The sequence below is a fragment of the Streptomyces sp. A2-16 genome (genome assembly GCF_018128905.1).
Taxonomy (GTDB): domain Bacteria; phylum Actinomycetota; class Actinomycetes; order Streptomycetales; family Streptomycetaceae; genus Streptomyces.
Genome location: NZ_CP063808.1, coordinates 4597322 through 4613717, shown reverse-complemented (window position 1 = coordinate 4613717; position 16396 = coordinate 4597322). Strand labels below are relative to the sequence as shown.

The following is a 16396-nucleotide window of genomic DNA, read 5'->3' as shown; positions in this document are numbered from 1 at the left end:
CGGAACCCGACTCCAAGAGTGTGCCCCTTGTTGCGTCAATACGCAAATAAGGCGGGGGCTACAGCCCCACGTCCCGGCTGCGGATGTCCTCCAGCGACTCGCGGCGGACCAGCAGACGGGCCAGACCGTCGTGCACCGCGGCCACCGGCGGGCGGCCGACCAGGTTGTAGCCGGAGGCCATGGACAGGTGGTAGGCGCCGGCGACGGGGACGGCGAGCAGGTCGCCGGGGCGGACGTCGTCCGGGAGCTCCACGTCGGCGGCGACGACGTCGCCCGCCTCGCAGTGGCGCCCGACCACGGTGACCCGGGCCGGGGCCGCGGTGCTGTGCCTGCCCACCAGGCGAGGGGCGTACCGGACGCCGTACAGGGCCGGGCGCGGGTTGTCGCTCATGCCGCCGTCCACGGCGACGTACGTGTGCGAGCCGGTGCGCTTGACGGCCAGCACGTGGTAGACCGCGACACCCGCAGGCCCCACGATCGCCCGCCCGGGCTCGATGATCAGGCGCGGGACGGGGAGTCCGTTCGCGGCACAGGCGTCGGAGAGCTCGGTGCGGACCCTGCGGGCCAGTGACGTCAGGTCCAGGGCCTCCTCGCCGGGGCGGTAGGCGATGCCGTGGCCGCCGCCGAGGTCGAGTTCGGGCAGCACCAGGCCGTGCTGTTCGTGCAGCCGCGCCATGAGGCCCACCGTGCGGCGTACGGCGGCGAGGTAGGGCTTGACGCTGGTGATCTGCGAGCCCAGGTGGCAGTGCAGGCCGGTGAGTCGGAGCTGCGGCTGGTCGAGTATGCGGGCGATGGCGTGCTGGGCGTAGCCGTCGGCGATGGACAGGCCGAACTTCTGGTCGTCGGTGCCGGTGCGGATCTTCTCGTGGCCGCCGGCGCTGATGCCGGGCACGACCCTCACCATCACCTTCTGGTGGCCGTCGGGCCCGACCGCCGCGGCCAGTCGGGCGATCTCGGAGGGGCTGTCGATGACGATCCGGCCGACACCGAGGCGCAACGCGGTGTCCAGGTCTCGGGGGGACTTGGCGTTGCCGTGCAGGGTGATCCGCTCCGGCGGGAAGCCGGTGGTGACGGCGAGTTCGAGCTCTCCGGCCGAGCAGACGTCCAGGCCGAGGCCCTCCTCCTCGACCCAGTGGGCCATGGCCCGGCACAGGAACGCCTTGGCCGCGTAAAGGACTTCGGCTTCGGGGAAGGCGTGCCGGTAGGTGCGGCAGCGGTCACGGACCTCGGCCTCGTCCAGGACGTAGACGGGGGTGCCGAAACGGTCGGCGATCTCCGCGAGCGACACACCGCCCACGGCGAGGTCGCCGTGCCGGGGCTCGGTGGTGGAGGCGGGCCACACCGACAGTTCGGCGGACGCGACCGTCGCGGTGGGTTCGTGGACTGTGGTCATCGATTGTGCCCCTCTCAGGCGATCCGCAGTGCGGGAACGGGAGTCGCGGCCTCGATCGGTGCCGGAGCCGGTGCCGAGAACTGCGGGTCCACCGTGACGGTGGTGATGCCGAGCGGCGCGGTCAGCGCGCGCAGGGCGGGCTCGGCGAGGCGGATCCACGCCTGGCCGGGGCCGAGCGTGGCGGTCAGTCGCCGTGCGGAGGTGAAGCCGACGGCCGTACGGCCGCCGAGCGGGGTGCGGAAGAGCCGGGCCGCACACCCGGAGGGGCCCGGCCGGACCGGGACGTACAGGGGTCCGGCCGGGAATCGATCGGCGGGCTCGGGGTCGTCGTCGTAGAGCTGCTCTGCCATGGAGTGCCTCCACAGGGGCGGGGAACGAGTGGTCTTGGACGCCCCGGACGCGGGGAGGCGGACCGGGGCTCGCATTCGACGTTATGCCCGGTGCCCCCGGCTTCCGGACGTGCCCTGACGGGACGCTGACGGTGATGCGGCCGACCTTGACGGAGCGCTGACGCAGCTGGTGAGAAGGCACGGAAGGACCGTCAGAAGGGCGTCAGGAACTGGCCGGAGGGGTGGTCCGAAGCCTCGTTACGGAGGTGAGATGGAAGCGTTCCGAGGAGGATCAGATGTCCGAGTCCCCCCTGCCCTCGCCCGCTCGCCTCGTGGTGGGCGTGAGCGGTTCGCCGGGCAGTCTCACCGCTCTTGTCCGGGCCGCCGACGAGGCCCGGAGCCGTGGCGCCGAGCTTTGGCCCGTGCTGGCCTGGGAGCCGCCCGGCGGAGACCTCGCCGCCCGCAGGTCCCCGGCCTCGGCCGTCCTGGTCCCGGAGTGGGAGCGGATGGCGCGGGAGACTCTGCTCACGGCGCTGCGTGACGTGTTCGGCGGCACGGGCTCCGGGCTGCCCGGGCATGCCTTGGTGGCGCGGGGCGCCCCGGGGCGGGCGCTGGTGCAGATCGCAGATCGGGAGCGCGATGTGATCGTGGTCGGCACCGGGCGGCAGAGCCGGCTGCGCCGCGCGTTCTGGCCGTCCGTCAGCCGCTACTGCCTCGCCCACGCCGCCTGCCCCGTTCTCGCGGTGCCGCCCTCCCCGCTGCAGGCCGCGCTGGAGGCCGCGCACCGCCGGAACATGCTCCGGCTGCGGCTGGACACCGGGCGGCTTCAGCGTGAGTTCGACACCGCGCCGCCCGGCGCCTGAACGCGGTCAGGACGTGGTCGCGGCCGGCAGGTCCGGCCGCTCCGGCAGCCGCTCGGGGGCGGTCGGTACGGCGAGCACCATGGTGAGGCCGCCCCCGGGCGTGTCCTCTGCGTGGATCGTGCCGCCGATCGCCTCGGTGAAGCCGCGCGCGACCGCGAGTCCGAGGCCCACGCCGGCGCCGCGAGGTGAGTCGCCGTACCTCTGGAAGGGCTCGAAGATGCGGTCCTTGGCCTCGTCCGGAACTCCGGGGCCGCGGTCGACAACCCGTACCTCGACCCGGTCGGCGATGGCACTCGCCGACACCAGGACCTTCTCCCCTGCCGGGCTGTACTTGACGGCGTTCTCGACGACGTTGGCGACCGCCCTCTCCAGCAGTCCCCGGTCGATGTGCACCATCGGCAGCGTCTCCGGGATGTCGAGTTCCACGCTGTCCTCCGGCACCCCGCCGAGCGCCATGGGCACGACCTCGTCGAGATCGGTCTCGCGGATGATGGGGGTGACGGTCCCGGTCTGGAGGCGGGACATGTCGAGCAGGTTGCCGACCAGGAGGTCGAGCCGGTCGGCGCCCTCCTCTATGGCCCTCAGCAACTCTGCCTGGTCCTCCTCGGACCAGGCGACGTCCTCGGAGCGCAACGAGGTCACGGCTGCCTTGATGCCGGCGAGCGGGGTGCGCAGGTCGTGGCTGACGGCGGCGAGCAGCGCGGTGCGGATGCGGTTGCCCTCGGCCAGTTCCTTGGCGCGGTCGGCCTCGCGCCGCAGGCGCTGGCGGTCCAGGACGACGGCGGCCTGGGCGGCGAACGCGGCCAGCACCCGGCGGTCGGCGGCCGGCAGCACGCGGCCGCGCAGGGACAGGGCCATGTCGTCGTTGACGGGAACGTCGACGTCCGCGTCGTCCGGGTTCTCGGCGGGCCGGGGCCCCACACTGCCGGCGCAGGTCCAGGGTTCCGTCTCGCCGGTCCGCTCCAGCAGGGCCACCGACTCCATGCCGAAGGTCTCGCGGACCCGCTCCAGCAGCGCCTCCAGTGAGGTCTCGCCGCGCAGGACGCTGCCCGCGAGATAGGAGAGGATCTCCGACTCGGCCCGTAGCCGCGCCGCCTGGTGCGTGCGCCGGGCCGCGAGGTCGACGACGGAGGCCACGGACACGGCCACGCCCACGAAGATGGCGATGGCGACGATGTTCTTGGGGTCGGCGATCGTCAGGGTGTGGACGGGCGGGGTGAAGTACCAGTTGAGCAGGAGGGAGCCCACCACGGCGGAGCCCAGTGCCGGGTAGAGCCCGCCCAGCAGGGCCGCCGCGACCGTCAGGGTCAGGAACAGCAGCATGTCGTTGGCGAGGCCGACGTCCGGGGTGGCACTGGTGAGCAGCCAGGTGAGCAGGACCGGACCGAGTACGCCGACGAGCCACCCCCGGATGACCCGTGAGCGTCCCAGCCGGGCTCCGCGCGCCACCGGCAGACCGCGGCCCTTGCCCACCTCGTCATGGGTGATGAGGTGGACGTCGAGGTCGGGGCCCGAGTCCCGGGCGACCGTGGCACCGACGCCCGGCCCGAAGATGCTCTGCCAGCTCCTGCGCCGGGACACGCCGAGGACGATCTGGGTGGCGTTGACCCCGCGTGCGAAGTCCAGCAGTGCCACGGGGATGTCGTCGCCGACGACCTGGTGGAAGGTGCCGCCGAGATCCTCGACCAGGGTGCGCTGGTCGGCGAGTTCCTTCGGGGAGGCCGAGGTCAGGCCGTCGCTGCGGGAGATGTACACGGCCATGACCTCGCCGCCGGCGCCCTTCTCGGCGAGGCGCGCGGCCCGCCGGATCAGTGTCCGGCCCTCGGGTCCGCCGGTCAGCCCGACCACGATCCGCTCGCGCGAGCCCCAGATCGTCGCGACCTGGTGCTCGTTGCGGTACTCGGTGAGATAGGCGTCGACGCGGTCGGCCACCCACAGCAGTGCCAGCTCCCTCAGCGCGGTGAGGTTTCCGGGGCGGAAGTAGTTCGACAGCGCCGCGTCGACCTTGTCCGACTTGTAGATGTTCCCGTGTGCCATACGGCGTCGCAGGGCCTGCGGGGACATGTCGACCAGCTCGATCTGGTCGGCCCGGCGCACCACCTCGTCCGGCACGGTCTCCCGCTGCCGCACCCCGGTGATCGACTCGACGACGTCGCCCAGTGACTCCAGATGCTGGATGTTGACGGTCGAGACCACGTCGATCCCGGCGGCCAGCAGCTCCTCGACGTCCTGCCAGCGCTTGGTGTTGCGGGAGCCGGGGATGTTGGTGTGGGCCAGTTCGTCGACCAGGGCGACCTGGGGACGGCGGGCCAGGACGGCGTCCACGTCCATCTCGGTGAAGACACTGTCGCGGTACGCGAGTTCCTTGCGCGGAACCTGTTCCAGGCCGTGCAGCATCACCTCGGTGCGCGGCCGGTGGTGGTGTTCCACGAAGGCGACCACGCAGTCCGTGCCCCGCTCGATCCTGCGGTGGGCCTCGGAGAGCATGGCGTACGTCTTGCCGACGCCGGGTGCCGCGCCGAGGTAGATCCGGAGTTTGCCGCGTGCCATGTCATCCCTCGTAGCGGTAGCCCATGCCGGGCTCGGTGATCAGATAGCGGGGGTGGGCGGGGTCGTTCTCCAACTTTCGGCGCAACTGGGCCATGTAGACCCGCAGGTAGTTGGTCTTGTTGCTCTGGGTGGCGCCCCAGACCTCCTGGAGGAGGTGCTTCTGCGTGATCAGCCGGCCGGGGTTGGTCACCAGGATCTCCAGCAGGTGCCACTCGGTCGGGGTCAGTCGCACGTCCCGCCCGCCGCGGACGACCTTCTTGGCGAGCAGGTCGATGCTGAAGTCGGCCGTCTCGACGAGGACCGTCTCGGGCACGAGCGGTGTGTCCTCGGTACGGCGGACGGCGGCCCGCAGCCGGGCGAGGAGTTCGTCCATGCTGAACGGCTTGGTGATGTAGTCGTCGGCGCCGGCGTCGAGCGCGGCCACCTTCTCGTCGGAGCCCTGACGTGCCGAGAGCACCAGGATGGGCACCCGGGTCCAGCCTCGCAGGGCCTTGATGACGTCGGCTCCGTCCATGTCGGGCAGGCCGAGGTCGAGCATGACGACGTCGGGCTGCCGCGCGGCGGCGAGCCGGAGGGCCGTGGCGCCGTCGGGGGCGGCGTCGACGCCGTACTGGCGTGCCTGCAGGTTGATCACGAGGGCCCGTACGAGCTGCGGGTCGTCCTCCACCACCAGCACCCTCGTCATGGGTGTGTGCCTCTCCTGTTGCATGGTGGTGGGAGCCGGCGGATCCGGGACGCTGTCCCGGCCGCCGGCTCCCCTCTGGGTCGTGTAAGGCCGTCACTTCTTCGCTACGAGGTCCTTGAGCGCGATGTTGAGCTCCAGGACGTTCACCCGGGGCTCACCGATGAAGCCGAGCGTGCGGCCGTCGGTGTGCTCGTCGACCAGCTTCTGCACCTGGGCGACGGTCAGGCCGTTCTTCGCGGCGACCCGGTGGACCTGGAGGTCGGCGTAGGCCGGGGAGATGTTCGGGTCCAGGCCGGAGCCGGAGGAGGTGACCGCGTCAGCCGGCACGTCCTGTGGCTTGACGGTGTAGCCGGACACGGAGTTGTCCTTGACGACCGCGGCCTTGGCATCCTTGACCTGCTGGATCAGGTCCTTGTTGTCAGCGGAGAGGTTGGTGGCCCCGGACAGGATCAGCTTGTACTGCGTGTTGACGCTGTTGGCACCCAGGCCGTTGGCCGGGCGGCCCTGGAACCACTGCAGGTCCGGATCCGGCGTCTCCTGGCCCTTCTTCAGCGGCAGGTTGTACGGCTGCCCGATCAGGGACGAGCCGACGACCTTGCCGTCCGACGTGATCTCCGAGCCGTTCGCCTTGCCGTGGAACAGCGTCTGCGCGACACCGGTGACGGCCAGCGGGTAGACGACGCCGGTCACCAGGGTCAGCACCAGCAGGGCGCGCAGGCCCGCCCACAGCAACCGGGCGGTGGTCGATACGGAGTTGTTCATGGCGTTCAGCCGATCCCGGGGATGAGGGAGATGAGCAGGTCGATGAGCTTGATGCCGATGAAGGGAGCGATCAGTCCGCCGATGCCGTAGATCGTGAGGTTGCGCCGGAGCATCTTGTCGGCGCTGACCGGCCGGTACTGCACGCCCCGCAGGGACAGCGGGACCAGCGCGATGATGATCAGCGCGTTGAAGACGACCGCCGAGAGGATCGCGGAGTCGGGCGAGGACAGGCCCATGATGTTGAGCTTGTCCAGGCCCGGGTAGACGGCCGCGAACAGCGCCGGGATGATCGCGAAGTACTTCGCGACGTCGTTGGCGATGGAGAACGTGGTCAACGCACCGCGGGTGATCAGGAGTTGCTTGCCGATCTCGACGATCTCGATGAGCTTGGTCGGGTTGGAGTCGAGGTCGACCATGTTGCCGGCCTCCTTGGCGGCCGACGTACCCGTGTTCATGGCGACGCCGACGTCCGCCTGCGCGAGGGCCGGGGCGTCGTTGGTGCCGTCACCGGTCATTGCGACGAGCTTGCCGCCCGCCTGTTCCCGCTTGATGAGGGCCATCTTGTCCTCGGGGGTGGCCTCCGCGAGGAAGTCGTCGACGCCCGCCTCCTCGGCGATCGCCTTGGCGGTCAGCGGGTTGTCGCCCGTGATCATGACGGTCTTGATGCCCATGCGGCGCAGCTCGTCGAACCGCTCGCGCATACCCTCCTTGACGACGTCCTTGAGGTGGATGACGCCCAGGACTCGGGCGCCCTCGGCGTCCTCGACGGCGACGAGCAGCGGGGTGCCGCCGGCCTCGGAGATGCGGTTGGCGGCGGTGTCCGCGTCTTCGGCGACCGCGCCGCCCCGCTCCTCGACCCACTTGATGACAGAACCGGCCGCGCCCTTGCGAATCCTGCGCCCGTCCACGTCGACACCGGACATCCGGGTCTGCGCGGTGAACTCGATCCATTCGGCGCCTGCGAGTTCGCCCTGGTGGCGCTCGCGCAGCCCGTACTTCTCCTTCGCCAGGACGACGATGGAGCGGCCCTCGGGCGTCTCGTCGGCCAGTGAGGAGAGCTGGGCGGCGTCGGCGACCTCGGCCTCCGTCACCCCGCTCACCGGCACGAACTCGGACGCCTGACGGTTGCCCAGGGTGATCGTGCCGGTCTTGTCGAGCAGCAGCGTCGAGACGTCACCGGCGGCCTCGACCGCGCGCCCCGACATGGCCAGGACGTTGCGCTGGACAAGGCGGTCCATGCCCGCGATGCCGATCGCGGAGAGCAGGGCTCCGATCGTCGTCGGGATGAGGCAGACCAGCAGCGCGACCAGCACGACCATCGTCAGGTGGGTGCCCGCGTAGTCCGCGAACGGCGGCAGGGTGGCCACGGCGAGCAGGAACACGATGGTCAGCGAGGCGAGCAGGATGTTCAGCGCGATCTCGTTGGGCGTCTTCTGCCGGGCCGCGCCCTCGACGAGGGCGATCATGCGGTCGATGAAGGTCTCGCCGGGCTTCGTCGTGATCTTGATGACGATCCGGTCGGAGAGCACCTTCGTCCCACCGGTGACGGCCGAGCGGTCGCCGCCGGACTCCCGGATGACCGGAGCCGACTCACCGGTGATCGCCGACTCGTCGACGCTCGCCACGCCCTCGACGACGTCACCGTCGCCGGGGATGATGTCGCCGGCCTCGCAGACGACCAGGTCACCGATCCGCAACTCCGTACCGGGAACCTGCTCCTCGGAGTCCCCGAGGAGCCGCCGCGCGACGGTGTCGGTCTTGGCCTTGCGCAGCGTGTCGGCCTGCGCCTTGCCGCGGCCCTCGGCGACCGCCTCCGCGAGGTTGGCGAAGACGACCGTCAGCCACAGCCAGGCGCTGATCGTCCAGCCGAACCAGTCGCCGGGGTCCTTGAAGGAGAAGGCGGTGGTCAGCACGGACCCGATCCACACCACGAACATCACGGGCGACTTGACCATCACCCGCGGGTCGAGCTTGCGGAAAGCGTCCGGCAGCGACTTGACCAGCTGCTTGGGGTCGAACAGACCCGCGCCGACACGGCCCTCGGGGGACTTGTGCCCGGTGGGTACGTCGCTGTGCGGCGCCCGGGTCGGGGTGGCTGTGGACATGGAGTCCTCTGGCTTCTCTATACGGGTGGTCATGACGCCAGCCCCTCGGCCAGCGGACCCAGCGCGAGGGCCGGGAAGTAGGTCAGACCGGTGATGATGAGGATCGCGCCCACCAGCAGGCCGGTGAAGAGCGGCTTCTCGGTGCGCAGCGTGCCCGCGGTCTCCGGGACCGGCTTCTGCTCGGCGAGCGAACCCGCGAGCGCCAGGACGAAGATCATGGGCAGGAAGCGGCCGAGCAGCATCGCGAATCCCGTCATGGTGTTGTACCAGTCGGTGTTCGCGTTCAGGCCGGCGAAGGCGGAGCCGTTGTTGTTGGCGGCCGAGGTGAAGGCGTACAGCACCTCGGAGAAGCCGTGCGCACCGGAGTTCAGCATCGAGTGCGGCGGGGTCGACAGGGCCATGGAGGCGGCGGTGAAGACGAGGACCAGGGCCGGCGTGATGAGGATGTAGCAGGCGGCGAGCTTGATCTCGCGGGTGCCGATCTTCTTGCCCAGGTACTCGGGCGTACGGCCGACCATCAGGCCGGCGATGAACACCGCGATGACCGCCATGATCAGCATGCCGTAGAGGCCGGAGCCGGTGCCGCCGGGCGCGATCTCGCCCAGCATCATGCCGAGCATGGTGATCCCACCGCCGAGCCCGGTGAACGAGGAGTGGAAGGAGTCCACCGCGCCGGTCGAGGTCAGGGTCGTGGACACCGCGAAGATGGACGAGGAGCCGACGCCGAAGCGCACCTCCTTGCCCTCCATCGCACCGCCGGCGATCTGCAGGGCCGGGCCGTGATGGGCGAACTCGCTCCACATCATCAGGACGGTGAAGCCGACCCAGATGGTGGCCATGGTCGCGAGGATCGCGTACCCCTGCTTGACCGAACCGACCATGACCCCGAAGGTCCGGGTCAGGGAGAACGGGATCACCAGCAGCAGGAAGATCTCGAAGAGGTTGGTGAACGGCGTCGGATTCTCGAAGGGATGGGCGGAGTTGGCGTTGAAGTAGCCGCCGCCGTTGGTGCCGAACTCCTTGATGGCCTCCTGCGAGGCCACGGCGCCGCCGTTCCACTGCTGCGAGCCGCCCATGAACTGCCCGACCTCGTGGATCCCGGAGAAGTTCTGGATCGCGCCGCAGGCCACGAGCACGATCGCGGCGATCGCGGCGCCGGGCACCAGGATCCGGAAGGTGCCGCGCACCAGGTCGGCCCAGAAGTTGCCGAGCTCACCGGTGCGCGAGCGGGCGAACCCTCGTACGAGGGCCACCGCGACGGCGATGCCGACGGCGGCGGAGACGAAGTTCTGCACCGCGAGCCCGGCCGTCTGCACGACGTGGCCCATGGTCTGCTCGCCGTAGTACGACTGCCAGTTGGTGTTGGTCACGAACGACACGGCCGTGTTGAACGACTGCGCCGGGTTCACCGAGTCGAAGCCGAGCGAGCCGGGCAGGACGCCCTGCAGCCGCTGGAGCAGGTAGAGGAAGAGGACACCGACCACGGAGAAGGCGAGGACCCCGCGCAGATACGCGGTCCAGGTCATCTCGGTGTCGGGGTTGGCACCGATGCCCTTGTAGATCCACCTCTCGACGCGCCAGTGCTTGTCGGCGGAGTAGACCCTGGCCATGTAGGTGCCGAGGGGGACGTAGACGAGCGCCAGTGCTCCGATGAGGGCGAGCAGCTGGAGGACGCCGGCGAGTACGGGACCCATCTGTGTCTCAGAACCTCTCCGGGAAGATCAGGGCGAGGACGAGATAGCCCAGCAGGGCGACGGCCACGACGAGGCCGACGATGTTCTCGGCGGTCACAGCTTCGTCACCCCCTTGGCGACGAGGGCCACCAGCGCGAAACCCGCGATCGTGGCGATGACGAAGGCCAGGTCGGCCATCGCGAACTCCTGGGGTGAGGTTCGATGAACAGGGACGAGTAGAGGAAAGCGCCTCTTTGGCCGGATCGGGTCGTCCGTTGACGCCTCTCTTACGGCGACGCCCACGGCTTTGACGGGACTCTTACGACCCTTGATCCATTCCAGCGGGCAGAACCGACGCAGCGGTCGATCGATCCGGCTCACAGAAGCCGGAAGCGGAGCCGGCAGATGACCGCGTCCGTCTCCCGCCGGACCGCGTAGGCGACGACGGCGCCCCGCTGGTTCTGCAGCAGCCGCTGCCACAGCCGCTCCGGCTCGGTCTCCGGAATCAGCACGGTGACGCGCGTGCCCGGCTCGGCGGCGGCCACCTCGCGGACGTAGGCGGCGATGGGGCGGCCCAGACTGCGCCGCTCGCAGGTCAGCCGGATCAGGGGGACCCCCGGATCCCAGGCGGCCCAGGAACGCTCCAGGGCGTGCAGCGCGGCCCGGTCCTCGGGGTCCGGATAGCACACGGTCACCGCGCGGACCTCGTCACCGAGGGAGGAGGCAGCCGTGAGGGCCTCCGAGGTCAGCCTGGACAGGGAGGAGACGGGGACGATCACCAGCGAGCGCTCGCGGTGCGGGGCCTCGGGGATGCGACCCCGGCCGAGTTGCTCGCCGATCCGGCCGTAGGCGCGGTGCACGGTCTCGAAGGCGGCCACCAGCAGCGGCAGGGCGATCACCACGAGCCAGGCACCCGCCGTGAACTTCTCCACGGTGACAACAACGGCCGCGACGCCGGTGAGCAGCGCGCCGAAGCCGTTCAGCAGCGCCTTGCCGTGCCGGCCCGGTCCTCGCTCGAGACGCCAGTGCCGGACCATGCCCACCTGCGCGATGGTGAAGCCGACGAAGACACCGATGGCGAACATCGGGACCAGGGTGTTGGTGTCGCCGCCGGAGAAGACCAGCAGGGCAGCCGAGACGAGCGCCAGCGCGAGGACACCGTGCCGGTGGACCTGGCGGTCGGCCTTGAGTGCGAAGACGTGCGGCGCGTAGTTGTCCCGGGCCAGCAGCTTCAGGAGCACGGGCAGGCCGCCGAAGGACGTGTTCGCCGACAGAGCCAGAAGGATCATCGTCGCGAACTGGATGACGTAGAAGGCCCAGTTGTGCCCGAGAGAGGCGTCCGCCAACTGGGCGAGCACGGTGACGCCCTGGACCGGCTGCAGGTGGAAGCGGCCGATCAGGACGGACAGGCCGATGAGCATCGCCCCGAGGACGGCTCCGAGGGCGACCTCCGCCCGCTGGGCCCGCTTGGCGCGCGGAACCCGGAAGGAGGGAACGGCGTTGGCGATGGCCTCCACGCCCGTCAGCGCGGCACAGCCGGAGGCGAACGCCTTCAGCAGGAGGAGTGCGCCCACGGCGGTGGCGTCGTCGGCGAGGACCGAGGCGTGCCCGGCGGCGGTCACCGTGCTGACCGGCTCGGACCGGAAGAGGCCGACGGCGATGAGGACGAAGATCGAGCCGACGAAGACGGCCGTCGGCACGATGAACACCCTGGCGGACTCCACGATCCCGCGCAGGTTGACGCCCGTGACCAGGGCGAGCACCGCCAGGCACAGCCACAGCCGGTCGTCGTAGAGGGACGGGAAGGCGGAGGTCAGCGCGGCGACGCCGGCCGTGACAGCGACGGCGACGTTGAGGACGTAGTCCAGGACCAGGGAGGCCGCCGCCACCAGGCTGGTGCGCGCGCCCAGGTGGGTCTTCGCGACGGCGTAGGAGCCGCCGCCGTCCGGGAAGGCCGCGATGACCTGCCGGTAGGAGGCCACCAGCACGGCCAGCAGGGCGGCGATGGCCAGTGTGACGGGCATCGTGAAGCCGAGGCCGTGCGCGCCCGCGGCCGCCAGCACCAGAACGATCGCCTCGGGGCCGTACGCGACGGACGCCATCGCGTCCAGCGACAGGGCCGCGAGGCCGGTGACGGCGCTCAGGCGGTGGCGTTCGCCGGTATCGGGCGGCTCCTCGCCGGCGGGGACGGCATTGGGCTCGGTGGTCAGTACGGACATGGGTGCGGGCTCCTTCTCGCCTCGGCCGCGCACGAGGGCTGAGGTGTGCACGACCGCACTCAGGTTCCGTCCTTTTCCGGCCTCCTCCGAGGGTTCCTTGCGGCTTCTTCGCGCCCAACCGGCCGACCTTGACGCGACATTGACGGGTGTGTGACGTGGGCGACGTCCGGATGCCCGCCGCGTCACGGGCAGGAAGCAGGGAACCGCTGGAAGTCCGTCAGAGCCGTATCAAGACGCGCCGACCGGATTCGCCGGGTGGCTACCGTCGACGCCATGGGACGCCGTGAGGACGTGTCCGGAGAGCCGCCCGACGGATCCGGTGAGGCGACGAACGACCGCGAGTGGAGGCAGGAGGTGTGGAGCGCCGTCCGCTGCGCGGGCGTCCTGCTCGCCCTTCTCCTGCTGATCGACTGGGGGTCCGGCCGGCTCACCCCGTGGCGCACCGTGCTGTGGTGCGCTCTCGCCGGGCTGCTGTTCCTCGTGCTGTGCCCCGACCGGATGTCGGCGGGCGGGAACTGGCTGGCCTCGCGCCGGCTGCTGCGCGAGCGGCGGGTTCGGACGGATCTGCTGGTGTCGGTCCGCTGCCTGGACGGCATCTCCCAACGGATCGTGCTGCGGGACGCACTCGGTGGGCGCGTGGAGCTCGACCCCGAGGTCCTGGTACGCAATCCACGGTTGTGGTCCCGCCTGGACGAGGGTGCGCGGAAGGCCGCAGAGGACGGACTCCTGCTGTGCGGAGCCACCGTCCTGCGCCGCATCTCCCGCCGGGTCGACCGCGAGACCGCCCGTGCCGTCTTCAAAGCCTCCGGTCTGGAGTGAGTGCGGAGCCTGCGCGAGGCCCGAGCGGTCGCCCCGGACCGGCCGTGTCCAGCGCCGAGCCCGTCTGATCGGCGAGGGTCACCGCCACGAGCCGGGCCTGGACCGGGGGTACGGGACCCGGGCCCGGGGTGAGCCTGAGGCGGCCGAGGCAGTGGCCGCTGTCATGCGGTGAATGTGTGCGGAGTGGGCCGCGTCCGTGATGACCTCCGGGTGGTGTGCGCGGAGCCCCAGGAAGGGGCCGACGGTGCCTGCAGTCAAGGGGAACCGGTCGCGCGGCGGCCAGGTTCCGGGTGGTGTCGGGTCCAGCCCCTGCGCGGTTTCCCTGCACTGGTCACCGTGCTCGTCACGCACCTCCCACACTCTGCTCCGTCGGTTCGGCACCCGCGTTCTGTGCGGCGAGCGGTAGCGACACGACCATGGTGAGACCGCCGCCCGGAGTGTCCTCGGGGGTGAGGGTGCCGTTCATCGCCTCGGTCAGGCCCCGCGCGAGGGCCAGTCCGAGGCCGAGTCCGGTGGTGTTGTCGGTGTCGCCGAGCCGCTGGAAGGGCTCGAAGAGCCGTTCCCGGCCGTCGGCGGGCAGACCGGGTCCCCGGTCCACGACCCTCAGTTCGACCCGGCCGGCCAGGGCACTGGCGGTGACCAGCACCTTCTTCCCGGGCGGGGTGTGGCGGTCGGCGTTGCCGGCGAGGTTGGCGATCACCCGTTCCAGCAGCGGCGGGTCGGCGAGCACCGCCGGGATCTCCTCCACGTCCGCAACGTCCACGGCGGAGACGTCCGTCAGTGCCATGGGCAGGACCTCCTCCAGGGAGGTCGGGCGCAGGTTCAGCGTGAGGGCTCCGGCCTCCAGGCGGCTGAGGTCGAGGAGGTTCTCCACCAGGCGGTTGAGCCGGGCCATGGACTCGTCGGCGGTGGCGAGGAGTTCGTCCCGGTCCTCCGCCGAGAACTCGACGTCCCGGCTGCGCAGCGAGGTGACGGCGGCCCAGCCTGCCGCCAGGGGGGTGCGCAGGTCGTGGCCGACGGCCCGCAGCAGTGCCGTGCGCAGCCGGTCGGCGGCCTTCACCGGCTCGACCTCGGCGGCGGCCTCGGCGAGCCGGGACCGCTCCACGGCGGAGCCGACGTGCGCGGCGAAGGCGGCCAGCACCCGTCGCTCGGAGGACGACAGGGTGCGACCGCGCAGGGCGAGGAAGGCACCGGGACCCGCCGGAACGGCCGTCACACCGGGCGCGTCGGGAGGCTCCTCCACCAGATCCGCCGACTCCATGCCGAAGGTCTCCCGGGTCCGCTCCAGCAGGGCCGGGATCGTCGCCTCGCCCCGCACGATGCTGCCCGCCAGCGACGACATGGTCTCCGCCTCGGCCGTCGCGCGGGCGGAACGGCGCGACAGACGCAGGGACCGGTCCACGACCGCGGCCACGGTGGCCGCTACGACCGCGAACACCGCCAGGGCCAGCAGGGCGTTCGGATCGTCCAGCGTGAACTGGCCGATGGGCGGGATGAACCAGTAGTTGAGCAGCAGGGACGCGGTCACCGACGCGATCACCGCGGAGGTGACTCCTCCTATGCAGGCCACGCCCACCACGGCGAGCAGGAACAGCAGGGCCTCGCTGGTCAGGTTCAGGGTGCCGCGCAGCTGGGCCAGGACGACCGTGAGCAGAACCGGCAGCACCAGTCCGGCCACCGGACCGGCGATCAGCCGGGCCGTCGACAGGGTGCGCCGCCGCGACGGCAGCAGGGTGCCGCGCCCGGCCCGCTCGTGCGTGACCCGGTGGACGTCGATGTCACCGGACAGCTCGGTCACGGTCTCACCCGTGCCGGGCCCGGTCAGGAACCGTGCCAGCCGACCGCGGCGGCTCGTGCCCAGCACCAGCTGCGTGGCGTTCTCCGCGCGGGCGAACTCCACCAGGGTCGCGGCGACGTCGTCACCGACCACCGAGTGATAACTGCCGCCCAGGTCCTCCACCAGCCGCCGCTGCCGGGCCAGGGAAGCGTGCGAGACCCCGGCCGCGAGGCCGTCGCTGCGGGCCACGTGCACGGCCAGCAGGTCGCCGCCCGCGGACCGGTCGGCGATCCGGGCCGCCCGCCGGATCAGGGTGTCGCCCTCCGGGCCGCCGGTCAGCGCGACCACCACCCGCTCCCGGGTCTCCCACACCCGGCCGATGCCGTGCTGCGAGCGGTATTCCTGGAGCGCCTCGTCGACCCGGTCGGCCGTCCACAGCAGCGCCAGCTGTCGCAGGGCGGTGAGGTTGCCCGGCCGGAAGTAGTTGGCGAGCGCCGCGTCGACCTTCTCCGGGGCGTAGATGTTGCCGTGCGCCAGCCGGCGCCGCAGTCCTTCGGGCGGCATGTCCACCAGCTCGACCTGGTGGGCCCGCCGTACGACCTCGTCGGGCACGGTCTCGTGCTGCGGCACCCCGGTGATCTTCTCGACCACGTCGTTGAGGGACTCCAGGTGCTGGATGTTGAGGGCGGTGATGACGTCGACGCCCGCGTCGAGCAGGATCTCGATGTCCTGCCAGCGTTTGGGGTTGCGGCCCTCACCGGGGACGTTGCTGTGGGCGAACTCGTCGACGATCACGACCTGCGGGCGGCGGGCGAGGACCGCGGCCAGGTCCATCTCCTGGAAGCGGCCGCCGCGATAGCTGCAGGGGGCGCGGGCGACGACCTCCAGGCCGTCGAGCATCGCCTCCGTGTGCGGGCGCCCGTGGCACTCCGCGAACCCCACCACCACATCCGCCCCGCGGGCGGCACGGCGCCGCCCCTCGTCGAGCATCCGGTAGGTCTTGCCGACCCCCGGAGCCGCCCCGAGGTACACCTTAAGTCGTCCGGGCCGTACGTCACTCATCGCCGCCGACGCGCTCCGCTCACTGGCTCAACTCCCCCTCTCATGAAGGAGGCTGCTCCTAAGCAAGCCCTTCCGCGAGCCCGGTGGGACGCCTGTTAGCGCTTCCTTGGCGCCGGTCCCGAAGACCTTGACACTGTCTTGACGTGACCTGCACCGGAT

At 71.0% G+C, this 16396-nt stretch carries 13 protein-coding genes; 2 read left to right on the top strand and 11 right to left on the bottom strand.

Annotated features, from left to right (window positions below):
- Positions 1–58: 58 nt before the first annotated feature.
- Positions 59–1393 carry a diaminopimelate decarboxylase gene (gene lysA, locus IOD14_RS20675; RefSeq protein WP_212671072.1) on the bottom strand — a complete coding sequence of 445 codons (1335 nt, stop codon included), beginning with the start codon at positions 1391–1393 and terminating at the stop codon, positions 59–61.
- A 14-nt stretch (positions 1394–1407) separates the two neighbouring features.
- Positions 1408–1743, bottom strand: coding sequence for an SAV_915 family protein (locus IOD14_RS20670; RefSeq protein ID WP_212671071.1), 336 nt, complete (start codon positions 1741–1743; stop codon positions 1408–1410).
- Between the two features lie 275 nt (positions 1744–2018).
- Between IOD14_RS20670 and IOD14_RS20665 the strand changes: the two genes are divergently transcribed.
- On the top strand, positions 2019–2585 hold the full coding sequence (locus tag IOD14_RS20665) for a universal stress protein (RefSeq protein WP_212671070.1): 567 nt from the start codon (positions 2019–2021) through the stop codon (positions 2583–2585).
- A gap of 6 nt (positions 2586–2591) precedes the next feature.
- On the opposite strand, the gene IOD14_RS20660 is transcribed toward IOD14_RS20665, so the two are convergent.
- The 8 genes from IOD14_RS20660 to IOD14_RS20625 form a co-directional block, all read right to left on the bottom strand.
- Positions 2592–5135: a sensor histidine kinase KdpD gene (locus IOD14_RS20660; protein ID WP_212671069.1), complete on the bottom strand. Its 2544-nt coding sequence runs from the start codon at positions 5133–5135 to the stop codon at positions 2592–2594.
- Between the two features lies 1 nt (position 5136).
- On the bottom strand, positions 5137–5820 hold the full coding sequence (locus tag IOD14_RS20655; RefSeq protein WP_212671068.1) for a response regulator: 684 nt from the start codon (positions 5818–5820) through the stop codon (positions 5137–5139).
- A 93-nt stretch (positions 5821–5913) separates the two neighbouring features.
- Complete coding sequence (locus IOD14_RS20650; RefSeq protein ID WP_212671067.1) at positions 5914–6582, bottom strand: potassium-transporting ATPase subunit C; 669 nt, start codon at positions 6580–6582, stop codon at positions 5914–5916.
- A 5-nt stretch (positions 6583–6587) separates the two neighbouring features.
- On the bottom strand, positions 6588–8720 hold the full coding sequence (gene kdpB, locus IOD14_RS20645; RefSeq protein ID WP_212671066.1) for a potassium-transporting ATPase subunit KdpB: 2133 nt from the start codon (positions 8718–8720) through the stop codon (positions 6588–6590).
- Positions 8717–10381, bottom strand: coding sequence for a potassium-transporting ATPase subunit KdpA (kdpA, locus tag IOD14_RS20640; protein ID WP_212671065.1), 1665 nt, complete (start codon positions 10379–10381; stop codon positions 8717–8719). Before kdpA ends, kdpB begins: the two co-directional genes overlap by 4 nt.
- Positions 10382–10388: 7 nt before the next feature.
- Complete coding sequence (kdpF, locus tag IOD14_RS20635; RefSeq protein ID WP_016434100.1) at positions 10389–10478, bottom strand: K(+)-transporting ATPase subunit F; 90 nt, start codon at positions 10476–10478, stop codon at positions 10389–10391.
- Positions 10475–10741, bottom strand: a complete 267-nt coding sequence (locus IOD14_RS20630; RefSeq protein ID WP_212673535.1) for a hypothetical protein — start codon at positions 10739–10741, stop codon at positions 10475–10477. Before IOD14_RS20630 ends, kdpF begins: the two co-directional genes overlap by 4 nt.
- The gene (locus IOD14_RS20625; RefSeq protein ID WP_212671064.1) at positions 10738–12579 is read right to left on the bottom strand and encodes an APC family permease; all 1842 of its coding nucleotides are present in this window, start codon (positions 12577–12579) and stop codon (positions 10738–10740) included. Before IOD14_RS20625 ends, IOD14_RS20630 begins: the two co-directional genes overlap by 4 nt.
- 273 nt (positions 12580–12852) lie before the next feature.
- Between IOD14_RS20625 and IOD14_RS20620 the strand changes: the two genes are divergently transcribed.
- Positions 12853–13398, top strand: a complete 546-nt coding sequence (locus IOD14_RS20620) for a hypothetical protein (RefSeq protein WP_212671063.1) — start codon at positions 12853–12855, stop codon at positions 13396–13398.
- A 343-nt stretch (positions 13399–13741) separates the two neighbouring features.
- Here the strand turns inward: IOD14_RS20620 and IOD14_RS20615 are convergent, their stop codons facing one another.
- Complete coding sequence (locus IOD14_RS20615) at positions 13742–16237, bottom strand: ATP-binding protein (protein ID WP_212671062.1); 2496 nt, start codon at positions 16235–16237, stop codon at positions 13742–13744.
- Positions 16238–16396 lie beyond the last annotated feature (159 nt).

Coding starts and splice junctions, on each gene's coding strand:
- IOD14_RS20615 (WP_212671062.1), bottom strand. CDS start 16,237: ATGAGTGACGTACGGCCCGGACGACTTAAGGTGTACCTCGGGGCGGCT.
- IOD14_RS20670 (WP_212671071.1), bottom strand. CDS start 1,743: ATGGCAGAGCAGCTCTACGACGACGACCCCGAGCCCGCCGATCGATTC.
- IOD14_RS20660 (WP_212671069.1), bottom strand. CDS start 5,135: ATGGCACGCGGCAAACTCCGGATCTACCTCGGCGCGGCACCCGGCGTC.
- IOD14_RS20655 (WP_212671068.1), bottom strand. CDS start 5,820: ATGACGAGGGTGCTGGTGGTGGAGGACGACCCGCAGCTCGTACGGGCC.
- kdpB (WP_212671066.1), bottom strand. CDS start 8,720: ATGACCACCCGTATAGAGAAGCCAGAGGACTCCATGTCCACAGCCACC.
- lysA (WP_212671072.1), bottom strand. CDS start 1,393: ATGACCACAGTCCACGAACCCACCGCGACGGTCGCGTCCGCCGAACTG.
- IOD14_RS20625 (WP_212671064.1), bottom strand. CDS start 12,579: ATGTCCGTACTGACCACCGAGCCCAATGCCGTCCCCGCCGGCGAGGAG.
- kdpA (WP_212671065.1), bottom strand. CDS start 10,381: ATGGGTCCCGTACTCGCCGGCGTCCTCCAGCTGCTCGCCCTCATCGGA.
- IOD14_RS20620 (WP_212671063.1), top strand. CDS start 12,853: ATGGGACGCCGTGAGGACGTGTCCGGAGAGCCGCCCGACGGATCCGGT.
- IOD14_RS20665 (WP_212671070.1), top strand. CDS start 2,019: ATGTCCGAGTCCCCCCTGCCCTCGCCCGCTCGCCTCGTGGTGGGCGTG.
- IOD14_RS20650 (WP_212671067.1), bottom strand. CDS start 6,582: ATGAACAACTCCGTATCGACCACCGCCCGGTTGCTGTGGGCGGGCCTG.